Annotated in this window: 24 protein-coding genes; 11 read left to right on the forward strand and 13 right to left on the reverse strand. The window is 60.3% G+C overall.

Features of this window, described 5'->3' with window-relative positions:
• Nucleotides 1-10 precede the first annotated feature (10 nt).
• Nucleotides 11-649 carry a TetR/AcrR family transcriptional regulator gene (locus CAK95_RS12090; protein ID WP_086088148.1) on the reverse strand — a complete coding sequence of 213 codons (639 nt, stop codon included), beginning with the start codon at nt 647-649 and terminating at the stop codon, nt 11-13.
• Between the two features lie 265 nt (nt 650-914).
• On the opposite strand from CAK95_RS12090, the gene CAK95_RS12095 reads away from it, so the two are divergent.
• Together CAK95_RS12095 and CAK95_RS12100 are read left to right on the forward strand one after the other, a co-directional pair.
• Entirely contained in the window at nt 915-1310 is a 396-nt protein-coding gene (locus CAK95_RS12095) for a RidA family protein (protein ID WP_086091365.1), read from the forward strand.
• Nucleotides 1311-1365: 55 nt separating this feature from the next.
• Entirely contained in the window at nt 1366-2331 is a 966-nt protein-coding gene (locus CAK95_RS12100; RefSeq protein WP_086088149.1) for an ABC transporter substrate-binding protein, read from the forward strand.
• A 13-nt stretch (nt 2332-2344) separates the two neighbouring features.
• On the opposite strand, the gene CAK95_RS12105 is transcribed toward CAK95_RS12100, so the two are convergent.
• Nucleotides 2345-2725: a response regulator gene (locus CAK95_RS12105; protein WP_086088150.1), complete on the reverse strand. Its 381-nt coding sequence runs from the start codon at nt 2723-2725 to the stop codon at nt 2345-2347.
• Between the two features lie 6 nt (nt 2726-2731).
• The gene (locus tag CAK95_RS12110) at nt 2732-3637 is read right to left on the reverse strand and encodes an MJ0042-type zinc finger domain-containing protein (protein ID WP_086088151.1); all 906 of its coding nucleotides are present in this window, start codon (nt 3635-3637) and stop codon (nt 2732-2734) included.
• 161 nt (nt 3638-3798) lie between these two features.
• On the opposite strand from CAK95_RS12110, the gene ftsE reads away from it, so the two are divergent.
• The 4 genes from ftsE to CAK95_RS12130 all read left to right on the forward strand — a co-directional run bounded on the left by ftsE (nt 3799) and on the right by CAK95_RS12130 (nt 6894).
• Entirely contained in the window at nt 3799-4458 is a 660-nt protein-coding gene (ftsE, locus tag CAK95_RS12115; RefSeq protein ID WP_086088152.1) for a cell division ATP-binding protein FtsE, read from the forward strand.
• A gap of 7 nt (nt 4459-4465) precedes the next feature.
• On the forward strand, nt 4466-5416 hold the full coding sequence (locus CAK95_RS12120; RefSeq protein ID WP_245303726.1) for a cell division protein FtsX: 951 nt from the start codon (nt 4466-4468) through the stop codon (nt 5414-5416).
• A 146-nt stretch (nt 5417-5562) separates the two neighbouring features.
• Entirely contained in the window at nt 5563-6129 is a 567-nt protein-coding gene (locus tag CAK95_RS12125; RefSeq protein WP_245303727.1) for a YdcF family protein, read from the forward strand.
• Nucleotides 6130-6150: 21 nt separating this feature from the next.
• Nucleotides 6151-6894, forward strand: a complete 744-nt coding sequence (locus CAK95_RS12130; protein ID WP_086088154.1) for a lysophospholipid acyltransferase family protein — start codon at nt 6151-6153, stop codon at nt 6892-6894.
• On the opposite strand, the gene CAK95_RS12135 is transcribed toward CAK95_RS12130, so the two are convergent.
• Nucleotides 6891-7469: a gamma-glutamylcyclotransferase gene (locus CAK95_RS12135; protein ID WP_086088155.1), complete on the reverse strand. Its 579-nt coding sequence runs from the start codon at nt 7467-7469 to the stop codon at nt 6891-6893. The genes CAK95_RS12130 and CAK95_RS12135 overlap by 4 nt on opposite strands.
• A gap of 354 nt (nt 7470-7823) precedes the next feature.
• On the opposite strand from CAK95_RS12135, the gene CAK95_RS12140 reads away from it, so the two are divergent.
• The gene (locus CAK95_RS12140) at nt 7824-8951 is read left to right on the forward strand and encodes a DUF2125 domain-containing protein (protein ID WP_086088156.1); all 1128 of its coding nucleotides are present in this window, start codon (nt 7824-7826) and stop codon (nt 8949-8951) included.
• On the opposite strand, the gene CAK95_RS12145 is transcribed toward CAK95_RS12140, so the two are convergent.
• The 3 genes from CAK95_RS12145 to CAK95_RS12155 are packed head-to-tail and all read right to left on the reverse strand — an operon-like array spanning nt 8952 to nt 11921.
• A complete protein-coding gene (locus tag CAK95_RS12145) occupies nt 8952-9920 on the reverse strand; it encodes a prephenate/arogenate dehydrogenase family protein (protein ID WP_086088157.1) in 969 nt (322 codons plus the stop codon).
• A gap of 24 nt (nt 9921-9944) precedes the next feature.
• Nucleotides 9945-11036, reverse strand: a complete 1092-nt coding sequence (gene hisC / locus CAK95_RS12150; RefSeq protein WP_086091367.1) for a histidinol-phosphate transaminase — start codon at nt 11034-11036, stop codon at nt 9945-9947.
• A 42-nt stretch (nt 11037-11078) separates the two neighbouring features.
• On the reverse strand, nt 11079-11921 hold the full coding sequence (locus CAK95_RS12155) for a chorismate mutase (RefSeq protein WP_086088158.1): 843 nt from the start codon (nt 11919-11921) through the stop codon (nt 11079-11081).
• A gap of 141 nt (nt 11922-12062) precedes the next feature.
• Between CAK95_RS12155 and metX the strand changes: the two genes are divergently transcribed.
• The 3 genes from metX (at nt 12063) to CAK95_RS12170 (ending at nt 14885) form a co-directional block, all read left to right on the forward strand.
• Complete coding sequence (gene metX, locus CAK95_RS12160; protein ID WP_086088159.1) at nt 12063-13253, forward strand: homoserine O-acetyltransferase MetX; 1191 nt, start codon at nt 12063-12065, stop codon at nt 13251-13253.
• A gap of 2 nt (nt 13254-13255) precedes the next feature.
• Nucleotides 13256-13918 carry a methionine biosynthesis protein MetW gene (metW, locus tag CAK95_RS12165; protein ID WP_245303728.1) on the forward strand — a complete coding sequence of 221 codons (663 nt, stop codon included), beginning with the start codon at nt 13256-13258 and terminating at the stop codon, nt 13916-13918.
• A gap of 265 nt (nt 13919-14183) precedes the next feature.
• Nucleotides 14184-14885 (forward strand): TIGR02594 family protein, encoded by a 702-nt coding sequence (locus CAK95_RS12170; RefSeq protein ID WP_120265402.1) that lies wholly within the window; start codon nt 14184-14186, stop codon nt 14883-14885.
• Between the two features lie 120 nt (nt 14886-15005).
• Here the strand turns inward: CAK95_RS12170 and argB are convergent, their stop codons facing one another.
• The 6 genes from argB to rpmH form a co-directional block, all read right to left on the reverse strand.
• The gene (gene argB / locus CAK95_RS12175; RefSeq protein WP_086088161.1) at nt 15006-15881 is read right to left on the reverse strand and encodes an acetylglutamate kinase; all 876 of its coding nucleotides are present in this window, start codon (nt 15879-15881) and stop codon (nt 15006-15008) included.
• 90 nt (nt 15882-15971) lie between these two features.
• Entirely contained in the window at nt 15972-16334 is a 363-nt protein-coding gene (locus CAK95_RS12180; RefSeq protein WP_086088162.1) for a DUF423 domain-containing protein, read from the reverse strand.
• A 10-nt stretch (nt 16335-16344) separates the two neighbouring features.
• Nucleotides 16345-16992, reverse strand: a complete 648-nt coding sequence (yihA, locus tag CAK95_RS12185; RefSeq protein ID WP_086088163.1) for a ribosome biogenesis GTP-binding protein YihA/YsxC — start codon at nt 16990-16992, stop codon at nt 16345-16347.
• Nucleotides 16993-17012: 20 nt separating this feature from the next.
• A complete protein-coding gene (gene yidC / locus CAK95_RS12190) occupies nt 17013-18851 on the reverse strand; it encodes a membrane protein insertase YidC (protein WP_086091369.1) in 1839 nt (612 codons plus the stop codon).
• 21 nt (nt 18852-18872) lie between these two features.
• Nucleotides 18873-19232, reverse strand: coding sequence for a ribonuclease P protein component (gene rnpA / locus CAK95_RS12195; protein ID WP_086088164.1), 360 nt, complete (start codon nt 19230-19232; stop codon nt 18873-18875).
• A gap of 32 nt (nt 19233-19264) precedes the next feature.
• Complete coding sequence (rpmH, locus tag CAK95_RS12200) at nt 19265-19399, reverse strand: 50S ribosomal protein L34 (RefSeq protein ID WP_010300405.1); 135 nt, start codon at nt 19397-19399, stop codon at nt 19265-19267.
• Nucleotides 19400-19809: 410 nt separating this feature from the next.
• Between rpmH and CAK95_RS12205 the strand changes: the two genes are divergently transcribed.
• Nucleotides 19810-21273, forward strand: a complete 1464-nt coding sequence (locus CAK95_RS12205; RefSeq protein WP_086088165.1) for a sensor histidine kinase — start codon at nt 19810-19812, stop codon at nt 21271-21273.
• Nucleotides 21274-21299 lie beyond the last annotated feature (26 nt).

Here is a 21299-nt window from a genome sequence, read left to right on the forward strand (position 1 = left end):
CGCATTGCTGTCAGGGCTCGGATAACAACAGCGCTTTGATCGCGCGTTTGACGTGACGGCGCAGCTGCGCGTCGTCCGGCATGGGAATGTTCGCGACCAGACGGCCCATCTGCAATTCTGTCAGGATCATGCCGTGAAAATGGCGGGCGAAGGCGTCGGCGCTCCCTTTCGGAATGCGCGCTTGCTTGTCGAGCAGGAGGAAGATCTTGGACAGCGCCTGATAAACCGATTGCGGACCGTCTACATAGAATGCCTGTGCAACCTCGGGAAAGCGCATCGCCTCGGCAATCACGATTCGGTGGCACAAGATGCCGTCCTCGGAGAGCACGCATTTCAAGAACTGGGTGCCAAAATTTAACAGGGTTGCAACAGGATCTTCACTGACGGGTATCGGATGCATGATCGGTTGCAGTGTTCTCCTGCATCGCTGCCGTATCGCCTCGGAGAAAAGCGCCTCCTTCCCGCCGAAGCCGCGATAGATGTCAGTCTTTGACCCACCGCTTCGCGCAATGATGTCATTGATGCTCACATTGTCGAAGCCTTTCCGGAGGAAGAGGTCGCCGGCGGCCTCCAGGAACTCCTCGCGACGTTTCGCTGCCTTCGCCGTCTTTGCCGCAGCAGGTGTTTTAGAAATGGCATCCTGAGGCATCGGCAAAGTTTCCAAAATTCTCAATTGACAGCAAAAGAAAGTAATGTACGTTACATTACTAACTTGTGAGGGCCCCGCGACTACATAATAATGTACGTTACATTATTAAAGGTAACGGACCCCAATTGACACAGCGGGGAAGACATCGCGGCTCGGGAGATTTCGGGGTCGCGGGAAAGTCCAAGGTGCAACTTTAGAACAAATGGTGCCGCGCCGTTCCGGCGCGCCTAATGCTGCGCGCAATTTTCTAACCGAGGGGATAATCATGAGCGTTCAGAAGACAATACTCGAACCGTCATGGGAGGCGAAATACGCCTATTCGCCGGCGGTCATTACCCAAGGCGGAAAGACAGTCTGGCTGGCCGGACATGTCGGCTTCGTCGACGACAACGGAGCCCCGCTGGAGGGAAACTTCGATGCCCAAGCGCGGCAGGCTTTCAAGAATCTTGAAAAGACGCTGCAACGGGCGGGCGGAAGTCTTACGGACATCGTCTGGATGACTGTCGCCATTTCCGATGGCCGGTATTCGCAGCGGTTCAGCGATATCCGCAAAGAAATCTATGGCAAGGATTTTCCCGCGAGCACGTTGCTGACAGCTGCGGCCTTCGCCGCCGCCGAGATTATGGTGGAGATAACTGCCATCGCAGTCGTCGCCGAGTAACAGGTCGTAGCCGGCTCACAGGCCGGTCACCGACACCTCATTGCTAAGGTTTGCCATGTCGCCCAACCAGATCGCCGCGGGTGGCCCGCTGGAACTCGTAGTATTCCCCGGCGGCTTCAACTGGCCGCTCTTCGTCGCCAATGAAAAGGGTTTTTTTGCCGGCAATGGCGTGGCCGTGAATATCACGCCGACGCCCGACTCCAAGTTTCAGTTGGTGGGGCTGATCGAAGGCCGGTTCGATATCGCTTTGACCGCAATCGACAACGTCATCGCCTATTCGGAGGGGCAGGGCACTGCGAAGACCGAACATAAGCCGGATATCTTCGCCTTCATGGGCAGCGATAGCGGATTTCTTCGGTTGGTGTCTGTCCCGGAAGTCACGCGTGTCGCGCAACTTGCCGGTAAGCGACTAGGGGTCGACGCGCTCACCACTGGATATGCCTTTGTACTCCACAAGCTTCTGGAGCTGGCGGGGATCAGACGGGAGGATGTCCAGTTTGTACAGGCCGGCGGCGTCAAGAGCCGCTACGACGCGTTGCTGCGGAGGGAATTTGAGGCGACGCTACTCGTTACGCCCTTCGAAGCGATGGCCGAGGCAGAAGGCTTCCACCGGCTGGCCAATGCGTCACAGGCGCTTGGCGCATATCAAGGTGTCGTCGCAGCCGCGCGGCGCCCGTGGGCGCGCGCGCATGTCGATGAGGTCGTCGAATTTATTCGCGGCTATCGTGCCGCGCTCGACTGGCTCTTCGATCATGCGAACAAGAGGGATGCGATTGAGATACTCAAGCGCAATGTGCCGGGCATGGACAATACCGTAGCTGGGAAATCACACGATTTCCTTCTCGACCCAGGCACGGGCTTCTTCAAGGATGCCCGCCTCGACGCCGAAGGTATTGCGAAGGTCGTTGCGCTTCGCAGTGAATACGGAGAGCCGCGCAAGCTGCTGGCCGATCCCGCAAGTTACTATGACATCGATTACCTGGCGAAGGCAGCTGGGTACAGCCCTGATCATATGACCTGATCGTGTCCACGCGTTAGTGGAGCTTCTTCGGCGCTGCCAAGGCTTCGCGCACCGCGCCGCAAATCGTCGCCAATGTGAACGGCTTGGTGATCACGTCGTGGATCAGCATTTCCAGCCCCGATGCGCGTTCACGCTGGTCGGCATAGCCGGTCATCAAAAGGATCGGCAAAGCCGGATAGTCGCGACCGGCTGCGAGCGCCAACGCAATGCCGTCCATGATCGGCATGCGGATATCCGTCAGCAGCAGATCGTAGCGGCCTTGGTCGCGTGAGAGCGTATCGAGGGCTGCCGCGCCGTCGCAATTTTGCACGACTTCATGGCCGTCCTGCATGAGCGCCCGCGCTACAAGTACACGTAACGAGTCTTCGTCTTCGGCCAACAAAATTCGCGCCATGCTCCCTCACATCAATTCGGTCTGGGCGTCGCGCCGGTTAAAAAATCGGACGGTGACGCTGATGGCATCCGCCGGCGGCGACGCCAGCCGTGAACGGAAGTTGAGGATTTCGCCAGGCGGCAGCAACGCGCGATTCGGTCGCGCGGTCCATGCATAGATTTCCTTACCGGCGCTATCAATGACGCCGAAACGCAGACGTGGCACCTCGGTCAGCCGGCCGGCCGTACTGACGATGTTGCCTTCGACGACCAGCATTGTCTGGCCGTCCTCAGTCTCGCGGACGGTCTTGATGTTGTCGAACACAAGCCCCCGCAAATTCACCGGCAGCCCGATAGCCGCATACAATGATGCCGTTTGTGGCAGGATACGCACCACCTGATGCCGTGCGACCACGAGCCCGCCAATCACAGCGAGCATGGCGCAGATTGCAACCGGAAGGCTGGGTTTGAAACCAAAGCGCCGACGTGCCATCTGACGCTGCGCCGTCCGGCGTGCAGCAAGGCTTTCAATGTCTTGCCCACCGTTGAAATCGCTCTTCGGATCCAGCGGCGGAACAATGGATGGACCCGCCTGCATCCGCGGTCCATCGGGAAATCCGGTGTTGTGGGGGGCCCCCGTGTCGAAGCCTGGTTCTTTGGTTTTATTGAAGATGTCCGTCTCGTCCAGGGGCTGGTCCCATACCGGACGGCTGGACGCGGTCAGGCCGATTTCCACCACATCGTCCAAAGCCGGCCGGATCATTGACGGGGCCGCCGCCGCGAGGGAAGGCTCGTCCGCCTGGAACACCGGCTGCGGGGGTTCTGCGAACCAGACGTTGTTGCAATTGACGCAGCGAACCGAGCGCCCCTTCTGCCCGAGACTTTCGGGGGTGACGCGGTAGGATGTTTCACAATGGGGGCAGACGATATCCATCGTTGATTCGGTCCGTAAGAATTTCCGGGGCCCGATGCTAGCGGCCGTCCGTTAACGAATCGGAAACCATAAAAGCGCTTGCTGCACCGGCTGGTGGGTGGGACTCAAAAGGACGGGGTCTTGGGCAGCTTGGGAACTCTGGCGGAGACAGGACACTAGGCGTGGTCCGATTCGAAAATGTCGGTTTGCGATACGGAATGGGGCAGGAGGTTCTGCGCGACCTTACCTTCCGCATCGAGCCGCAATCGTTCCAATTCCTCACCGGCCCCTCTGGAGCCGGAAAGACCTCGCTTCTGAAACTGCTATTCCTGTCGCTGCGGCCGACGCGCGGACTGATCTCAATCTTTGGCCGGGATACCTCGACACTGGACGGCGACGGCTTGTCCGCCTTGCGCAGGCGGATCGGCATCGTGTTCCAGGATTTCCGCCTTCTTGATCACATGACGACGTATGAGAATGTCTCCCTGCCGCTCCGCATCATGGGGCGCGACGAAAACACCTATCGCGCCGAGGTGGTCGAACTGCTGCAATGGGTCGGGCTTGGCCATCGCATGTGGGCGTTGCCGCCGGTGCTATCGGGCGGAGAAAAGCAGCGTGCGGCGATTGCACGGGCCGTGATCGCGCGGCCGCATCTGTTGCTCGCGGACGAGCCGACCGGCAATGTCGATCCGAGTCTTGGCAAGCGCCTGTTGCATCTGTTCCAGGAATTGAACAGATCCGGCACCTCGATTGTGATTGCCACCCACGATATCGCTTTGATGGATCAATTCGACGCACGCCGCCTCGTGCTGCATGGCGGCCGGCTGCATCTTTATGATTGAGAAAATCATGGCGCAGGCGCGCAATATATCCGATCAGCCAGCGGCGGGAAACGCACCGCTGCCGACGATCGAATCGTCGATCGTTCCGCATCAATCGATTGGCGGGCGGGCACTGATGGCAGTCGTTGCGATCATGACGTTCCTCGCGTCGCTGACGACCGGAGCCGTCATGCTGGTGCGCGCCAATGCCGCGGACTGGCAAACCGAAGTTCTGCGCGAAGTGACGATCCAGATCAGGCCGGGCGCCGGCCGCGATCTTGAAGCTTCGGTGAAAACGGCTGTGGACATTGCGCGCTCATTCTCCGGGATCTCGGACGTGCGCCCCTACTCAAAAGAAGAATCGGCGCAGCTTCTTGAGCCTTGGATCGGCTCCGGCCTCGCGGTCAGCGATCTTCCCGTCCCGCGGGTCATCATCGTCAAGCTCGCGTCCGGGGCGCAGCCAGATATTCCAGCCATGCGCAAGGCGCTGACCGACAAGGTGCCGGGCGCTTCGCTTGATGACCATCGGGGTTGGATCGACAGAATGCGGGCGATGAGCGATTTTGTGGTGGTTGGCGGTATTATCGTGCTTGGGCTTGTGATCGCTGCCACGATCCTCTCGGTCAGTTTCGCGACCAGCGGTGCGATGGCGGCGAATCGGCCGGTCATCGAGGTGCTGCATTTCATCGGTGCGCGTGATCGTTTCATCGCCGGCCAGTTTCAGCGGCATTTCCTCTGGCTGGGCCTGAAGGGCGGAGCGATCGGCGGCGCCGCGGCTATTCTGCTATTCGCGCTGATCGCCCCGATCGAAGCCATGATCCGTGGCACAGCGGGGGCGGAGCAGTTCGCGGCCCTGTTCGGCTCGATTACCATGGGTGCAACCGGATATGTTGTCATCCTTCTGCAGATCATCCTGATCGCGGCGGTCGCGGCGGAATCTTCGCGCCGGACCGTGAATCAGACCATCGCCTCGATCTGACCTGCTCGTGCTGCAGCGGACTGGATTTCACGCGATGCTTGGACGAGATTGAGGGTATGTCTTCAGCCAGGTCACAATCCCAACCCTCAGCAAAAAGCAGCCGCTGGAGTCGCATTGTGTTGCGGTTCGCGCGATGGTGTACCGCTGTGATTCTGCTGCTCCTGTTCGCGGTTGCCGGTGGTTTTCTATGGTTCCTGAGCGGCGTACCGGTCAGCGAGATCATCCTGAGCAGCCGGGCCGACGGCATCGTCGTTCTCACCGGCGGCGCCTCACGGATCGAGGATGCGATCGAACTCCTGGCGAAAGGCAACGGGCAACGTCTGCTGATCTCCGGTGTCAACCCGTCCACCAGCGAGCGCGAAATCACACGCTTGAAGCCAGAGCACGGCAACATCATCACCTGTTGCGTCGATCTCGACCGCACCGCAGTCAACACCATCACCAATGCCACCGAGACACGGCGCTGGGCCAAGAATCGCGGTTTCAAATCCTTGATCGTCGTGACGTCGAACTATCACATGCCGCGGGCGATGGCTGAATTGTCACATCAGCTTCCCGATATTTCTTTGGTTGCCTTTCCGGTCGTCAGCGAACAACTGAAAGCGGGCTGGTCGAGCGGCCCTACGCTCCGTCTCCTCTTTGTCGAATACGTGAAGTATATGGCCGCGATCGCGCGCATGCGGGTGCCGATCCTCGACCGGATGTTTGCGTGATCCTTTAACTGGGTAAGAGTCGTGATCCTTCTTCGATCCATCGCTTTCAATATCGTCTTTTATCTCGTGCTGTTCGTGTATCTGATCGCGGCTTTGCCAACCCTGTTGATGCCGCGGGGCGCAATTTTGGCGATGGTGAAGAATTGGAGCGCTCTCAATTTAACAATGCTGCGCGTGATGTGCGGCCTGACATACGAATTTCGTGGTATCGAGAAAATTCCGGCCGGCGCCGTGCTGGTCGCATCCAAACACCAATCGATGTGGGAAACCTTCGCTCTTCTCACGATCCTTAAGGACCCTGCTTATATCCTTAAACGCGAATTGATGTGGATTCCGTTCTTCGGCTGGCATGCCTGGAAGGCGCGCATGATCCCGGTCGATCGCGGGGCGCGGTCGCAAGCGTTGGCCAGTATGACGGCACACGCGAAAAAGGAAGTCGCGGCTGGTCGCCAGATCATTATTTTCCCGGAAGGCACACGGCGCGCGCCCGGCGCCGAACCGAAATACAAGTTCGGTGTTGCGTTCCTTTACAACGCTCTCGATATTCCCTGCGTACCGGTCGCGCTGAATTCCGGCGTGTTCTGGCCGCGTCGCTCGATCATGCGTTATCCAGGCGTCGTGCGTGTCGAGTTTCTCGATCCGATCGCACCGGGGCTCGACCGGCAGACGTTTTTCAATCAATTGCAAAATGATGTGGAGACTGCGACGGCAAAGCTTGTCGCAATGGCCGATCGCGACGTTGGCCTCACGCACCGTGATGGCTAAGTCGTCACCTGCGCGTCGTGCAGATGCGGTCCCTTCAGCCGTTCTGCCAAGGCATGCAACTCGGCATCGCGGCAACCGAGCGATTCCAGCTCGGCAACCGTTGCCAGCACATATTCGGGATTTGGGCCTGACCGACCATGTCCCTGACGGATCAGGTTCAGCCGCTCGTCGATGCTGAGCTTGCCGGCATATTGCGGATGGCCGCGGTCTACTACGTATGTCAGGGCTTGCACGCGGCGCTCCGGTTGCCCGAGCAGAGTTACACCACGCATCATTTCGAGATAGACCGAGGTCGCCTGTTCGCGCTCGCGCAAATAATGGATCGTTGCGTCCCTCTCCGCTGGGGCGACGCGAAAGGCGATGCCGCGGCACGCCCCGCCGCGGTCTAGACCAAGGACAAGACCTGGCCGTTCCGGTGTGCCACGATGTACGAAAGAATAGACGCAAAGCGACCGGTGCAGGCCAGTCACGCGGGCCGGAACCCGCTCGGTGAAGGCAAAGCCGGGCCGCCATAGCAGAGAGCCATAGCCAAACACCCATAAATCTTCTGGAATTTGATCTGGAGCGAGTTTCATACCAGTGTGGCGGTTCAGAAGTCCGCATCATTCCCGCGGCGAGTTCGAAATGCGGACTTCTGAACCAAAGCCACACTAGATTCAATGAGTTGCTAGTGTCCTTCGATTCCGAAGTTCGTATAAGAGGCGGCCGCGAAAGGATACGAACTTCGGAATTGGGACACTAGTGACTTGCGAGCATATGGGAATTAGCACGGCGTTTCCAAACATCGAAACGCCGCATTCACCCATCCTCACTCGGGGGGTATTTTGACGCGTTTTTACGCGAACCGGCCGTCGCCGGACGAAGCCGGCTATGGCCGGCGAAGGCCGGTACTCACTTCGCTCGAAAACGCTCTATTCGGATTTGAGTCCATGGATCAATACCGTCCCGCGCCGCCCCGTGGCGTAGAGGTGCCCCGCCGCCGGTCAATTGGCTGGCTCATCCCTTCATTGATTCTCGTGATTGTCGCGGCGGGTTGGTGTGCGTTCTGGTTTTACGCCGCCGATCGGGCCAAGGGCCTGATTGCCGGCTGGATCGAGCGCGAACAGCGGTCCGGCCGTATCTATACGTGTGGCGATCAAAGTCTCGGCGGCTTCCCGTTCCGAATCGAGTTTCGTTGCAACAATGCCGGCGCGGAGTTGCCGAAAGCCCGGCCGCCAGTGACGCTCACGGCATCCGGTATTCTCGCCGCGGTTCAAGTCTACCAGCCGACGTTGCTGCTGGCGGAAATCGAGGGACCGCTTGCGATTGCCGACCCCGGTCAGTCCCCGAAGATGACGGCGAACTGGTCGCTGGCGCAGATCAGCCTCCGCGGTACGCCGCGCGCTCCGCAGCGAGTCTCCTTCGCCGCCGATAACATGACAGTAGATCGCAGCGGTACCGATCAGCCGGAACGCTTGTTTGCCGCAACCCATGCCGAGCTTCATGGCCGTCTGGCGTCGGGCACAGTGACAGAAAATCCAGTCATCGATGTTGCAACGACCGTGACGGCTGCGACCGCACCAGGCTTGCATCCACTTACGAAGCAACCGACCGATTTCAATGGCGATGCGCAGCTCGTGGGTTTGCGCAATTTTGCGCCGAAGACCTGGCCTGAGCGTTTTCGCGAAATCCAGCAAGCCAATGGCCGCATCGACATTCGGAATGCGCGGTTGCGGCAAGGCGATCTGCTGGCGGTCTCGAACGGCACGCTGAAACTGACACCGTCGGGTTATCTCGACGGCGAATTGCAGGTCACGGCGACGGGGGTCGAGAAAATTCTGCCCGCCCTAGGCGTGGAGGCCTTGGCCCGCCAGGGCGGCAGCCGAAACGAAAGGCTGGGCGCCGCGCTGAAACTTCTCGACAAGATGGCGCCTGGTGCGATTGCCGGCGCAGTGTCGTTTCTCGGGGAGCCGGCGGAACTGGAAGGACGCAAGGCAACCAAGATGCCGCTGCGCTTCAAGGATGGCGTTGCAACGCTCGGTCCGGTGAAGCTCGGTCAAACGCCGCCACTATATTGATCAGTCGTCGTCCGACGCATAAGGCCGTGCAATCGGCGCCATCGGCAGCGGCGCATGCTGGCGGCCGAAATCTGGCACTGCTGAATCCTGACCGATATTGACAATGCCGCGACGGATTGCACGCGTGCGGGCGAAATGATCGAACAGCGCATTGCCGTCGCCGCGGCGGATCGCGCGCGTGAGCTTCGACAAGTCCTCATTGAACGTGCCAAGCATTTCCAGCACCGCGTCCTTGTTGTGCAGGAACACATCGCGCCACATCGTCGGATCGGACGCGGCGATGCGTGTGAAATCGCGGAAGCCGCCGGCGGAGAATTTCAGCACTTCGGATTCCGTCACCTCACCGAGTTCATTGGCGGTGCCAACGATGGTGTAGGCAATCAGATGCGGCAGGTGGCTTGTGATCGCGAGGACGAGATCGTGATGCTCCGGCGTCATCACCTGAACATTGGCACCAATCTTTTCCCAAAAGGCGCGCAGCGTTTCGACAGCAGGTTCTTCAGTGCCTTGCACCGGCGTCAGAATGCACCAGCGGTTCACGAACAATTCTGCAAATCCGGCATCCGGACCCGAATTCTCAGTGCCGGCGACTGGATGTGCGGGAATGAAGTGCACGCCAGCCGGCACGAATGGCGACATGTCGCGCACGACCGAGCCTTTCACCGAGCCGACATCGGACAGGATTGCGCCCGGCTTAAGGTTCGGCGCGATCTCCTTCGCGACCGGTCCACTGGCGCCGACCGGAATCGAGACGATGACAAGATCGGCGTCACGCACCGCTTCGGCATTGGTTTCTGTCACCTGATTGGCAAAGCCGAGTTCGCGGATCCGTTTGCGCGTTTCCGGCGAGCGTGCCGTAGCGACGATCGTTTTCGCGGCGCCGGACGCGCGTGCCGCGCGCGCAATCGATCCGCCGATCAGGCCGGTGCCGATCAGCGCGAGGCGGTTGATGATGGGCGCGTCAGTCATAACGTCAGGCATGCGTCATGAGCATCACTTGCTCATGAATTCGGTGAGCGTCTTGACTACCAGACGATTGGCTTCCTCCGTGCCGACCGTCATGCGCAGGCAATTCGGCAGCTTGTAAGCCCGCACCGCCCGCATGATGAGCCCGCGCGAGGTCAGCAGCGCATCAGCTTCCGCCGCCGTTTTGCCGGGTGTTTCCGGAAAATGCAGCAGCAGGAAATTAGCGACACTCGGCGTCACCTTGATGCCGAGCTTGCCGATTTCCTCGGTCAGCCAAGGCAGCCACTTCTCATTGTGCGCGCGGGCCTTTTCAATATGCGCCGTATCGCCAATCGAGGCGACGCCTGCGGCGATAGCCGGTGCGTTGACGTTGAACGGCCCGCGAATGCGATTGAGCGCATCGACGATGTGAGCCGGGCCATAGATCCAGCCGAGTCGCAGGGCAGCAAGCCCGTGAATCTTCGAGAAGGTGCGCAGCATTACGACATTCTCAGATGTCGCGACCAGTTCGATGCCAGCCTCGTAATCGTTGCGCTTCACATATTCGGCGTATGCCGCATCGAGCACCAGCAACACATGCGGCGGCAAGGCCGCATGCAGACGCTTCACCTCGTCGAACGGGATGTAAGTGCCGGTCGGGTTGTTCGGGTTGGCGACAAAGACCATCTTGGTCTTCGGCGTCACGGCCTTGATGATGGCGTCGATGTCGGTGGTGAAATTCTTCTCCGCCGCCACGACAGGCCTCGCGCCCGCACCAAGCGTTGCGATCGGATACATCAGGAAGCCGTGCGTGGTGTGGATCGCCTCGTCGCCATCAGCGAGATAGCCGCGCGCCAAAAGGTTGATCAGATCGTCAGAGCCTGCGCCGCAGATGATGCGGTTGGGATCAAGGCCGTAGGCTTTACCGATTGCTTCGCGCAAGGCGGTCGCCGCGCCGTCCGGGTAATCCTGCAGCTCCTGAGCGACCGACTGATAAGCCGCAATCGCATTCGGGCTCGCGCCCAGTGGGCTTTCGTTTGACGACAGCTTGTAGATCTTGTCGACACCCGGCGCGGAGCTCTTTCCCGGCACATAGGCGGCAATGTCGAGCACGCCGGAACGCGGCTGCGGGCGAGTCAAAGCAGTCATGGATTTCCTCGAACAATTCTAACGGGCGCAACTCTAACGGGCGACGGTATAGCGTGTCGCATGGCTGCCGACGAGGGCCGTGGAACGGACCGACGCGCCGGCTTTCACAAGGGCATCGGTGATAGCAGCAACGGTCTGGCCCTGCGGCACAGAAATCAGCAAAGCTGCCCCGTCGAAAGCGCCGTCCGGTTCGGCGATGACCTCAGCCAGCGGGGCCAATGTCCGGGCGGCGGCCGCGCCCCAGCCCGATACCCGAACGCTAAAGACCTCGACCTCGGCCGCGACGGCATCGGCAGCCGGATGCGAGATTGCAAAGACGGGCAATGACGCCGGATGATCGGGTCGCTCCACGAAGGGCAGGCGGGCGATGATTTTCGGCGCGCTCTCACCCTCGAGCGAGGCCCACCAGGCGCCGGAGCCTGCGACGGATGTGGCCGGCACCAGCGCCAGATCGCCCTTCGAGGCAGCCACCGCTGCAATGGCGCCCACTGCGCCAATATGCGGTACGAAAGGCACGGTAAAACCGAAATGGAAGCGGACGCTGTCCCGCATCGCTGCTTCGCCAACACTCAAGTCCCCATGGACGGAATAGGGCGCCTGCACATAGGTAAAAGTCGCGATGATGACCCGCCAGATGCTTTCGACCGTATCGAGCGGCAGGATACCACGGTGCCGCTCCACCAGCTTTCGCATCATCGAGGCTTCGCGCGCCGGGCGAAACGCGGAACCGGACTCCTGCGTGCCTTTCACGGCAATAAGATTGGCGATGATCTCACTGCGCTCGATCAAAAGCGCATGCATCGACGCATCGATACGATCGATTTCGGCGCGCAGGGCGGTCAGCGATGGGGCGTCTTTTTGGGCCTGTTTGGGCATGATGGGCTCGTTAACGACGGCTGGGCATTGATAGGTGGGCAGGGCCCCGAAATCAAAGAAAACATTGACTTAATTCACGTTAGGCCTACCTAAAACGGTCCGGCCGGGAGCCGGGCTAAAGCAAGAGCCGGGTTAGCAACGATGGCCGAGGCCAACCTGATATCCACGCCACAGGCGACACCGCGAGAGGCCGATGCGCCGCGCGATTCGCTGGTTGTGCGTTTTGGTGCGGACCAGCCGCTCAGGCTCGATTCCGGCGTCGAATTGTCGCCATTCCAGATTGCCTACAAGACCTATGGCCAGCTGAATGCCGACCGCAGCAATGCGGTGCTGATCTGCCATGCCCTCACGGGCGATCAGCATGTCGCCAGCGTGCATCCGGTGACGAAAAAAAACGGCTGGTGGGAGACCATGGTCGGCCCCGGCAAGCCGATCGATACCGAGCGTTATTTCGTGATCTGCTCGAATGTCGTCAGCGGCTGTATGGGATCGTCGGGGCCGTCGTCGATCAATCCGAAGACCGGCAAGCCCTACGGCCTCGATTTTCCGGTCATCACCATCCGCGACATGGTGCGCGCGCAGGCGATGCTGATTGATCATCTCGGGATCGAGATGCTGTTTGCGGTTGCTGGTGGCTCGATGGGCGGCATGCAGGTTCTGCAATGGGCGCAAAGTTATCCGGAGCGTGTCTTCTGCGTGCTGCCTCTGGCTTGCGCCACGCGGCATTCGGCACAGAATATCGCTTTCCATGAGGTCGGCCGCCAGGCGGTGATGGCCGACCCGGAATGGCGTGGCGGCCGCTATCTCACCGAGGGCACGAATCCACGCCGCGGGCTCGCGGTCGCACGGATGGGCGCGCATATCACCTATATGTCCGATGCGGCGTTGCATCGGAAATTTGGGCGCAAATTCCAGGACCGTAATAATCCGACATTCTCGTTCGATGCCGATTTCGAAGTCGAGAGTTATCTGCGCTATCAGGGCAGCTCGTTCGTCGAACGTTTCGATGCGAATTCATATCTGTATTTGACGCGGGCGATGGATTATTTCGACCTCGCTGCCGAGCACGGCGGCGTCCTGGCCAATGCTTTCAGGAATACGCAGACGCGTTTCTGCGTTGTTTCCTTCACCAGTGACTGGCTGTTCCCGACATCGGAATCGCGTGAGATCGTTCACGCGCTGAATGCCACCAGTGCGCGCGTATCGTTCGCGGAAATCGTCACCGACAAGGGCCATGACGCCTTTCTGCTCGACGAGCCGGAATTGTTTGCAATCGTCCGCGGCTTTCTCGATGGTGCCGCCAAGGCACGCGGCCTTGGTATAAAAGAATGAACATGCAAGCCCGCCCTTATCGCGAACTGGCCGCCGCCAATGGTGCGAGAAACACGACCAGCGGGCGCGTCGATCTTTTGGTGGTGGCGCAGATGGTCGAGCCAGGCTCGCGTGTGCTCGACGTGGGTTGTGGCGATGGCGAGCTTCTGAAGATCCTGACCGAGACCAAAAACGTCGATGGTCGTGGTATCGAGATTTCGCGCGAAGGCGTCAATTTCTGCGTGGCCAAGGGCCTCGCGGTGATTCAGGGCGATGCCGATACCGATCTGGCCGATTATCCCGACGATGCCTTCGATTATGTGATCTTGTCGCAAACGCTACAGGCGACGTGGCAGCCGCGTGTGGTGCTGGAGCACATGTTGCGTATCGGAGAACGCGCAATCGTCTCCTTCCCGAATTTTGGGCATTGGAAGATCCGGTTGATGCTGCTGCTGTTCGGGCGCATGCCGCGGACGGCCAACCTGCCGGAAACTTGGTACAATACGCAGAACATTCATTTCTGCACGATCCGCGATTTTCGCGATCTCTGTAACGAGGTCGGCGTAAAAATTGAGACCGCCGTGGCGCTTGACGCGTGGGGGCGCAAGCTTCGTCTCAACTTCCCGTGGTGGGTCTGGAATCTGTTCGGTGAGCAGGCTGTGTTTCGATTGAGTCGCCGCCGTTAACACTTGTGTCCGCATCTCGCTGCGCCATGTCGCGGAGGAATGCGCGGGCCATCGCCGGACGTCCTCGAGCATAACTCAGCTTCTTTATTTCAAATTGTAACGCCATGTGATCCCTCCGCCCGATTGTCGTCGCATTCTCGCCCGCATCCGCCTTCATCGCGCGTTCCGCAAACGCCGTCGTGCTCGCCACGGCGGCGTTTTGCTGAGTGCCGGTCGGCCGGGCGGGCTGAGCGGTGGGGTAATGAGTACAAGCGTGGGATTATTGATGACCTTTCTATCCAACAAGAAGAAATCAAAGACGTTCGCCGTTACGGCTGCGATCGCAACTGCCGTTATATTGACTGCTTTCCATTCGCCGGCCGAAGCTCGGCGCTACAAGCACAAGACCGTGCGGCACAGCGCGGCGGCCGTGGCTCCGGTCACGCCATTTGGCTTCAATTTCGGTGTGGCCAGCACCTCTGCGCATCGTGCGGCGCCGCGGACAGCCCATGCGCCTCGTGGCCGCTATGCGCATCGCGCGCGTCATACGACCCGCTATGCGAGCCGTCGCGGCCAGCGTATCGTGCGTCGCGTCGCGCCCGCCGCAGCGTCGTCGTCATTCGCACCGAGTGCCGGCTTTGGTTCTTCTAATCTGGTTGCGCAGGCCCGCCGCTACATCGGCACCAACCCGACCGGCATGGGTGCGCTCTGGTGCGCCCGGTTCATGAACATGGTGCTGGAGCGCGCCGGCCATCGCGGCACCGGCTCCAACATGGCAAGCTCATTTGCGAGTTATGGCCGTCGCATCTCTGGCCCGCAGGTTGGAGCCATCGCGGTGATGTCGCGCGGCAAGCGCGGTGGCCATGTCGGCATCGTGTCCGGCATCGATGCCTCGGGCAACCCGATCATCATTTCCGGCAATTACAACCGGCGTGTCGCGGAAGCGAAATACTCGCGCAACCGCATCTATGCCTACGTGATGCCGTAATGCGCCTGTTTGTGGCGTGAAGTTGTGTTGCGTTGATTCGTTGCGTGCTACGTAGCGTTGCGTAACAGTATAAAAGCCGCAGCCGTCGGCGTATCTGACGGCTGCGGCTTATTTTTCGGCTTAGCGATGGATCAGCGTGCCGGCGCCGTGATCGGTGAACAATTCGAGCAGTACGGCGTGCTTCACCTTGCCGTCGAGAATGACGACGCCTTCGACGCCCTGTTCGAGCGCGGTGATGCAGGTTTCCACCTTCGGGATCATGCCGCCGGAAATCGTACCGTCGGCGATCAGCTTGCGGATATCGTTCACCGACAATTCCGGGATCAGCTTCTTCGACTTGTCGAGTACACCCGGCACGTCGGTCAGCAGCAGCAGCCGCTTGGCTTTTAATGCGCCGGCAATATAGCCGGCAAAAGTGTCGGCATTGATGTTGAAGGTTTCCCCGGCCGGCCCCGAGGCGATCGGCGCCAGAACTGGGATCAGTTCACGGCCGATGATCTGATCGAGCACGGTGGTATCGATCTTCTCCGGCTCGCCGACAAACCCGAGGTCCACCACGTCGGCGACGGAGGCTTCGCTCGGCCCGCCGGCCTTGCGCGCGATCACCATGTTGCCGTCCTTGCCGCAGAGGCCCACCGCCTTGCCGCCAGCCTGATTGATGTGGCTGACGATCTGCTTGTTGATCGAGCCGGCCAGAACCATTTCCACGATTTCGACGGTCGCGGCATCGGTGACACGCAGGCCGCCTGAGAATTGCGATTTGATTCCGAGACGGCCCAGCATCGCCGCGATCTGCGGGCCGCCGCCATGGACGACCACCGGATTGATGGCGGTCTGCTCAAGCAGCACGATGTCGCGTGCGAATTCGCGTGCGGCCTCTTCCTCACCCATTGCATGACCGCCGTATTTGATGACCACGGTTTCTTCGTCATAGCGCTGCATATGCGGTAGCGCTTCGGAGAGGATGCGGGCCTGATCGTGCGGCGAGACGGTCATTGCAAACGTCCTTGATAGGCTTTTGGCAGGTTCTTTGCTGTCAAGACGGCGCTCTTTTAGCCGCCGTTCGTGAAATGCGGAAGAGGAGGGTCAGGAGCGCAGGGCAAGGAAAGCAGCAAGCGCCAGCAATGCCCAGCCGCCGATCATGACCATGCCGCCGGTGGGGGCGGCCATCGGAAAGAGCCGGTGCCCGGTATAGGCCCGCAAGGCCAGATCGCCCGAAAACAGAGCCACACCCAGAAGCAGCAGGATTGCTGCTCCAATTCCCAAGGGTCGATGAACCAGTCCACTGACAATCGCCGCGCAGGTCGCAATCACCGCCGGCGCATGAAACAGCAGCATGTGTCCGGCGCTGTCGAGACCGCTGCCTGGTTTCGCATGGGCTCCGGCCGCGGCAAAGATGATGCCGATACAACCGAATAGCGCAGCGATACCGATCAAAACCTGCAACATCGATCGTTCCTCACCCTCTCCGTTCAGCGATCAGCCGCACGATAGCCGCCCGCAGTTCGGGAATGCCGGTGCCTTCGCGCGACGACGTGGCCAGAACTTCAGGGAAGGCCGCGGCATTCTTGGCGATCTGGGTGGCGATCTCGTCGATGCGGGCAGCAAGATCTTTTGCAGGCAACTGATCGCACTTGGTCAATACGATCTGATGGCTGACGGCAGCCTTGCGCAGAAGCTCAAGCGCCGGCTTGTCAGCCTCCTTGATGCCATGACGGGCATCGATCAGCATGTAGACGCGGGCGAGATTGGCGCGGCCCTGCAGATAGGAATGGATGAGGTCGGTCCAGGCCTTCACCTTGGCCTTGGGCGCTTCGGCATAACCGTATCCCGGCATATCGGTGATCCGCAGGTCGTCGGGGCCTTGAAAGAAGATCAGTTCCTGCGTGCGGCCGGGCGTGTTGGATGTGCGCGCCAGCGCCTTGCGGCCAGTCAATGCGTTGATCAGTGACGACTTGCCGGCATTGGAGCGGCCGGCAAAGGCGATCTCGAGCCCTTTCATCGGCGGCAGCGTCTCCATCGACGCCGCGGCCCAGATGAACTGCCAGTCGCCCGCGAACAGCTTGCGTCCGGTCTCGATCTCGTTGCGCGTATAACCGGACGTCATGGCGTTTACCACAAACGCCGTCAGGACGACGGCGTTTGTGTCTTCTTTCGTCCAAACAGCTCGAGGATGTTGTCCCAGAGCTCGATCTTGGCGCCATGCTTCTTCATGATGAAGGATTGCTGCAGCACCGAGAGCGTGTTGTTCCAGGCCCAGTAGATCACGAGACCGGCTGGGAAGGTGGCCAGCATGAAGGTGAAGATCAGCGGCATCCAGTCGAAGATCATCTTCTGGGTCGGATCCGGCGGCGCCGGGTTGAGCTTCATCTGGAACCACATCGTCACGCCCATGATCAGCGGCCAGATGCCGAGCATGAGGTGCGGACCGATGACCGGCACGACCGACGGATCCCAGGGGATCAATCCGAACAGGTTGAAGATTGTTGTGGGGTCGGGGGCGGCGAGGTCGTGAATCCAGCCGAAGAACGGCGCGTGCCGCATTTCGATGGTGATGAACAGGACCTTGTAAAGTGCGAAGAAGACCGGGATCTGAACCAGAATTGGCAAACATCCGGCCAGAGGATTGATCTTCTCCTGCTTGTACAATTCCATCAGCGCCTGCTGCTGTTTGACCTTGTCGTCAGCATAGCGCTCGCGCAGCTGCATCATCTGCGGCTGCACCGCCTTCATCTTCGCCATCGAGGCATAGGATTTGTTGGCGAGCGGGAAGAACACGATCTTGATGATGACCGTGACGATCAGGATCGCGATGCCGAAATTGCCGAAGAACTTGAAGAAGAAGTCCAGCATCCAGAACATCGGCTTGGTGATGAAATAGAACCATCCCCAATCGATCAGCAGTTCGAAGCGATTGAGCTTCAGCGCGTTGTCGTAGCCGTCGACGACCGAGACTTCCTTGGCGCCGGCAAAGAGCCGCGCCTTGGCCGTGCCGGTGCCGCCTGCGGCGATCGTCACCGGGTCGAGCAGATAATCGGTCTGATAGGCCTTGCGGTTGTTCAGGTCGCGGGCCGAGAAATTGACCTTCAGTTTGGCGTCGGTTTCGGGCAGCAAAGTCGCCGCCCAGTATTTGTCTGTGATGCCGAGCCAGCCATTGGTGACGTCGAACGAGACCTGCTTTTCCGATTCGATCTTGCTATAGGAAAATTCCTGCAGCCCCTTGTCGCCCATCACGCCAACCAGGCCTTCGTGCAGGATGTAATAACCGAGCACTTCCGGCCTGCCTTGGCGCGAGATCAGCGCGTAAGGGTAGAGCGTCACCGGCTCGCTGCCGCGGTTGACGACCGTATCATTGAGCGTGAACAGGTAATTTTCGTCGACCGCGATGGTGCGGCGGAATTCGAGGCCCTCACCGTTGTCGTAAGTCAGTGTGATCGGCTTGCCGACCGACAGCGCGCCGCGGCCTTCCTGGGTCCAGACCGTGTTGTCATCGGGCAATTTGGCTTTGGCACCCGCGGCATTGGTCCAACCAAATTGTGCGTAGAACGGATGTGCACTGCCGGACGGAGCCAGCAGCACGATCGGCGGTGAGTTCGGGTCGACCGTTTCGCGGTATTTGACCAGCGCGATGTCGTCGATGCGACCTCCCTTCAGCGAGACCGAGCCCTTCATGGTGGGGGTATCGATCAAAACGCGGGGTGAGGTTGCGAGTGCGGCCTCGCGCGTCAGGTTGCCTCCGGCCGTCGCTTGCCCCGGCACCTGCGGCGTCGTGCCGGATTGCTGGGTCCCTGGCTGCGGCGTCGTGCTCGGGGTCGTCTGCGTCTGCTGCTGTTGTTGCGCCTGTTGCTGCTGCACCTGCTGCTGCCGCTGCTTTTCCAGTTGCGGCATGCCGACGAAATACTGCCAGCCAATGATCACGAGCACGGAGAGCCCGATCGCGAGCAGCATATTCTTCTGGTCGTTAATCATGAACTCCGGCTCGCAGGTTCAGGGATTTGGTTGCGCATCTCTTTTGGATCGGCGCTTGGCATGGACGCGCGCAATTGCGCGCTGGTAATCCTCAATCAATGCGGAAAAATCCGCAGATAACGCGGCCCGTCGTCCGACGAGCACATAATCATGGCCCGGGCGCAATGCATCCCCGGATTTCAGTCTCACGACCTCGCGCAAACGCCGGCGCACACGGTTGCGCTCGACGGCATTTCCGACCTTTTTTGAAACGGTGAAGCCGACCCGGACCGGACCCGGTTCCCGGCGGTCACGCGCCTGCAGAACGAAAGTAGCGGCCGGAACCTTGATTCCGCCCGCAGCGGCCAGAAAGTCCGCTCGTTGCCTGAGGCGCTCCATTGGCCATCACGACGGCCTTGCGGCCGCCGGATTTAAGCGCTCAGACGCTTGCGGCCGCGGGCACGGCGCGCGGCGATCACCTTGCGGCCGCCGACAGTGGCCATGCGGGCGCGGAAGCCATGGCGGCGCTTGCGCACGAGCTTGCTCGGTTGATAGGTCCGTTTCACGGGGTCGTTCTCCGCTGGTCGCGGCGCAATGCCGGATGTGTCGGGTGGTTCGCGTCGGCCGCTCGTCCGCAAAAAGGATGCGGGGCCGCCGACGTCGGAATTTGGGGCGGCTTATAAGGGAATAATGCCGCTTTCGTCAATGCGACCGGTGGGTCGATAGGGGCCAAACGGCGTTTAGTTTGCCCCGGCCTCATCTGGAACATCCCGGGCTTTCAGGCTAGAAATCCGATGACCCGAATATTATTACGCTACAACGAATGGTGGTGACGGGCCCACCAAGCCACAAGTCCCCAAAAAGTGCCGTAAACGACATCCTAAAGTCCTGTTTGACGTGCTATAAGTTGCGCCGCATCATATAATTGTTGCAGAGCTTGGGTGGGTCCTGGATAGGCTCCGTTTGGCGCGACAAGATGGCCGACTTCGATGATCAGTCCGGCCCGGTCCGTGTGCCGCGGTTCGGGCTTTCCGGAAAGCTCCTCGTCCTCACGGTGCTGTTCGTGATGATCGCGGAGGTGATGATCTATGTCCCTTCGGTCTCCAATTTCCGCCTCAACTGGATGAACGACCGGCTGGCGGCGGCACGGACGGCAGCGCTCGTTCTCTATGCTGCCCCGAGCGGGATGGTGCCGGACGATCTGGCGCGCGACATTCTCAACAATATCGGCGCGCAAGCTGTGGCGATGAAGACCGGCAACACGCGCCGGCTTTTGGCCGTCACCGAATTGCCGGAAGAGATCCATCGCAATTACGATATGCGCGACGTCACCTGGATCGAGGCGATCCGGGGCGCCTATTACGGCCTGACTGATCCGGCGTCGACGGTGATGCGGGTCATCGGTTCGGCGCCGCGGGATGGCGAATTTCTCGAAATTCTCATGCAGAACGGTGCGTTGCAGCGCGCGATGTTGCGCTTTTCGGGTAACGTGCTGATTGTCTCGCTGATCATTTCAGCTTCGACATTGGCGCTGGTCTATCTGGCACTGCATTTCATGTTCGTGCGGCCGATGCGGCGGATCACTCGCAATATCATGTCGTTCCGGGCCGATCCCGAGAATCCATCGCGCACGATCAAGGTGTCGCAACGAAATGACGAGATCGGCGTCACCGAACGCGAACTGGCGACGATGCAACGCAACCTGACATCGATGCTGCATGAGCGCAGCCGTCTCGCCGCGCTTGGTCTTGCCGTGTCGAAGATCAACCATGATCTCCGTAATATGCTGGCATCCGCGCAACTCGTTTCCGACCAGTTGTCGACAGTGCGCGATGCACGGGTGCAACGGTTCGCGCCGAAGCTGGTGCGCACGCTCGAACGTGCGATCGATTTCTGTCAGTCGACTTTGTCCTATGGCCGCGCGCAGGAAGCACCGCCGGACCGCCGGATGATCTCCCTGGAAGCACTGGTGGACGAGGTGCGCGAGAATCTGGGTTTCGGCAGGGACAGCAGCATCGGCTGGATCGTCTCGATCGAACGCGGCCTCGAGGTCGATGCCGATCACGATCAGATTTTCCGGGTGCTCCTGAATCTCGCCCGCAATGCCGCGCAGGCCCTGGAGGCGCGGGCGCCGAACAATGCGCTGCGGGACCAGATCCGCATGACCGGACGGCGCGAAGGCGGTGTGGTGGTGATCGAGGTGTCCGATACCGGCCCGGGCTTTTCGCCGCGTGCGAAGGAGCATCTGTTCGAGGCCTTTTCCGGCTCGACCCGCCCGGGCGGGACCGGGCTTGGCCTGGCCATTGCGGCGGAACTCATCCGCGCCCATGGCGGCGAGATCGGGCTGGTCGAGGGCACGATCGGCGCAACTTTTCACCTCACGATCCCGGACCAGGCGGTCGATCTGGATGCCTGGCGGGAGGAACGGGCCAGCGCCTGATTTCCCGGGCAACGCCCCCCGATGCT

The sequence above is a fragment of the Pseudorhodoplanes sinuspersici genome, assembly GCF_002119765.1.
In the GTDB taxonomy this organism is placed as follows: Bacteria; Pseudomonadota; Alphaproteobacteria; order Rhizobiales; family Xanthobacteraceae; genus Pseudorhodoplanes; species Pseudorhodoplanes sinuspersici.

What these genes read in the sequence shown, in the direction of transcription:
- CAK95_RS12090 (WP_086088148.1), bottom strand. Translation starts at nt 649, where the DNA reads ATGCCTCAGGATGCCATTTCTAAAACACCTGCTGCGGCAAAGACGGCG.
- CAK95_RS12095 (WP_086091365.1), top strand. Translation starts at nt 915, where the DNA reads ATGAGCGTTCAGAAGACAATACTCGAACCGTCATGGGAGGCGAAATAC.
- CAK95_RS12100 (WP_086088149.1), top strand. Translation starts at nt 1,366, where the DNA reads ATGTCGCCCAACCAGATCGCCGCGGGTGGCCCGCTGGAACTCGTAGTA.
- CAK95_RS12105 (WP_086088150.1), bottom strand. Translation starts at nt 2,725, where the DNA reads ATGGCGCGAATTTTGTTGGCCGAAGACGAAGACTCGTTACGTGTACTT.
- CAK95_RS12110 (WP_086088151.1), bottom strand. Translation starts at nt 3,637, where the DNA reads ATGGATATCGTCTGCCCCCATTGTGAAACATCCTACCGCGTCACCCCC.
- CAK95_RS12120 (WP_245303726.1), top strand. Translation starts at nt 4,466, where the DNA reads ATGGCGCAGGCGCGCAATATATCCGATCAGCCAGCGGCGGGAAACGCA.
- CAK95_RS12135 (WP_086088155.1), bottom strand. Translation starts at nt 7,469, where the DNA reads ATGAAACTCGCTCCAGATCAAATTCCAGAAGATTTATGGGTGTTTGGC.
- CAK95_RS12140 (WP_086088156.1), top strand. Translation starts at nt 7,824, where the DNA reads ATGGATCAATACCGTCCCGCGCCGCCCCGTGGCGTAGAGGTGCCCCGC.
- CAK95_RS12145 (WP_086088157.1), bottom strand. Translation starts at nt 9,920, where the DNA reads ATGACTGACGCGCCCATCATCAACCGCCTCGCGCTGATCGGCACCGGC.
- CAK95_RS12155 (WP_086088158.1), bottom strand. Translation starts at nt 11,921, where the DNA reads ATGCCCAAACAGGCCCAAAAAGACGCCCCATCGCTGACCGCCCTGCGC.
- metX (WP_086088159.1), top strand. Translation starts at nt 12,063, where the DNA reads ATGGCCGAGGCCAACCTGATATCCACGCCACAGGCGACACCGCGAGAG.
- metW (WP_245303728.1), top strand. Translation starts at nt 13,256, where the DNA reads ATGCAAGCCCGCCCTTATCGCGAACTGGCCGCCGCCAATGGTGCGAGA.
- CAK95_RS12170 (WP_120265402.1), top strand. Translation starts at nt 14,184, where the DNA reads ATGACCTTTCTATCCAACAAGAAGAAATCAAAGACGTTCGCCGTTACG.
- argB (WP_086088161.1), bottom strand. Translation starts at nt 15,881, where the DNA reads ATGACCGTCTCGCCGCACGATCAGGCCCGCATCCTCTCCGAAGCGCTA.
- CAK95_RS12180 (WP_086088162.1), bottom strand. Translation starts at nt 16,334, where the DNA reads ATGTTGCAGGTTTTGATCGGTATCGCTGCGCTATTCGGTTGTATCGGC.
- yihA (WP_086088163.1), bottom strand. Translation starts at nt 16,992, where the DNA reads ATGACGTCCGGTTATACGCGCAACGAGATCGAGACCGGACGCAAGCTG.
- rnpA (WP_086088164.1), bottom strand. Translation starts at nt 19,232, where the DNA reads ATGGAGCGCCTCAGGCAACGAGCGGACTTTCTGGCCGCTGCGGGCGGA.
- CAK95_RS12205 (WP_086088165.1), top strand. Translation starts at nt 19,810, where the DNA reads ATGGCCGACTTCGATGATCAGTCCGGCCCGGTCCGTGTGCCGCGGTTC.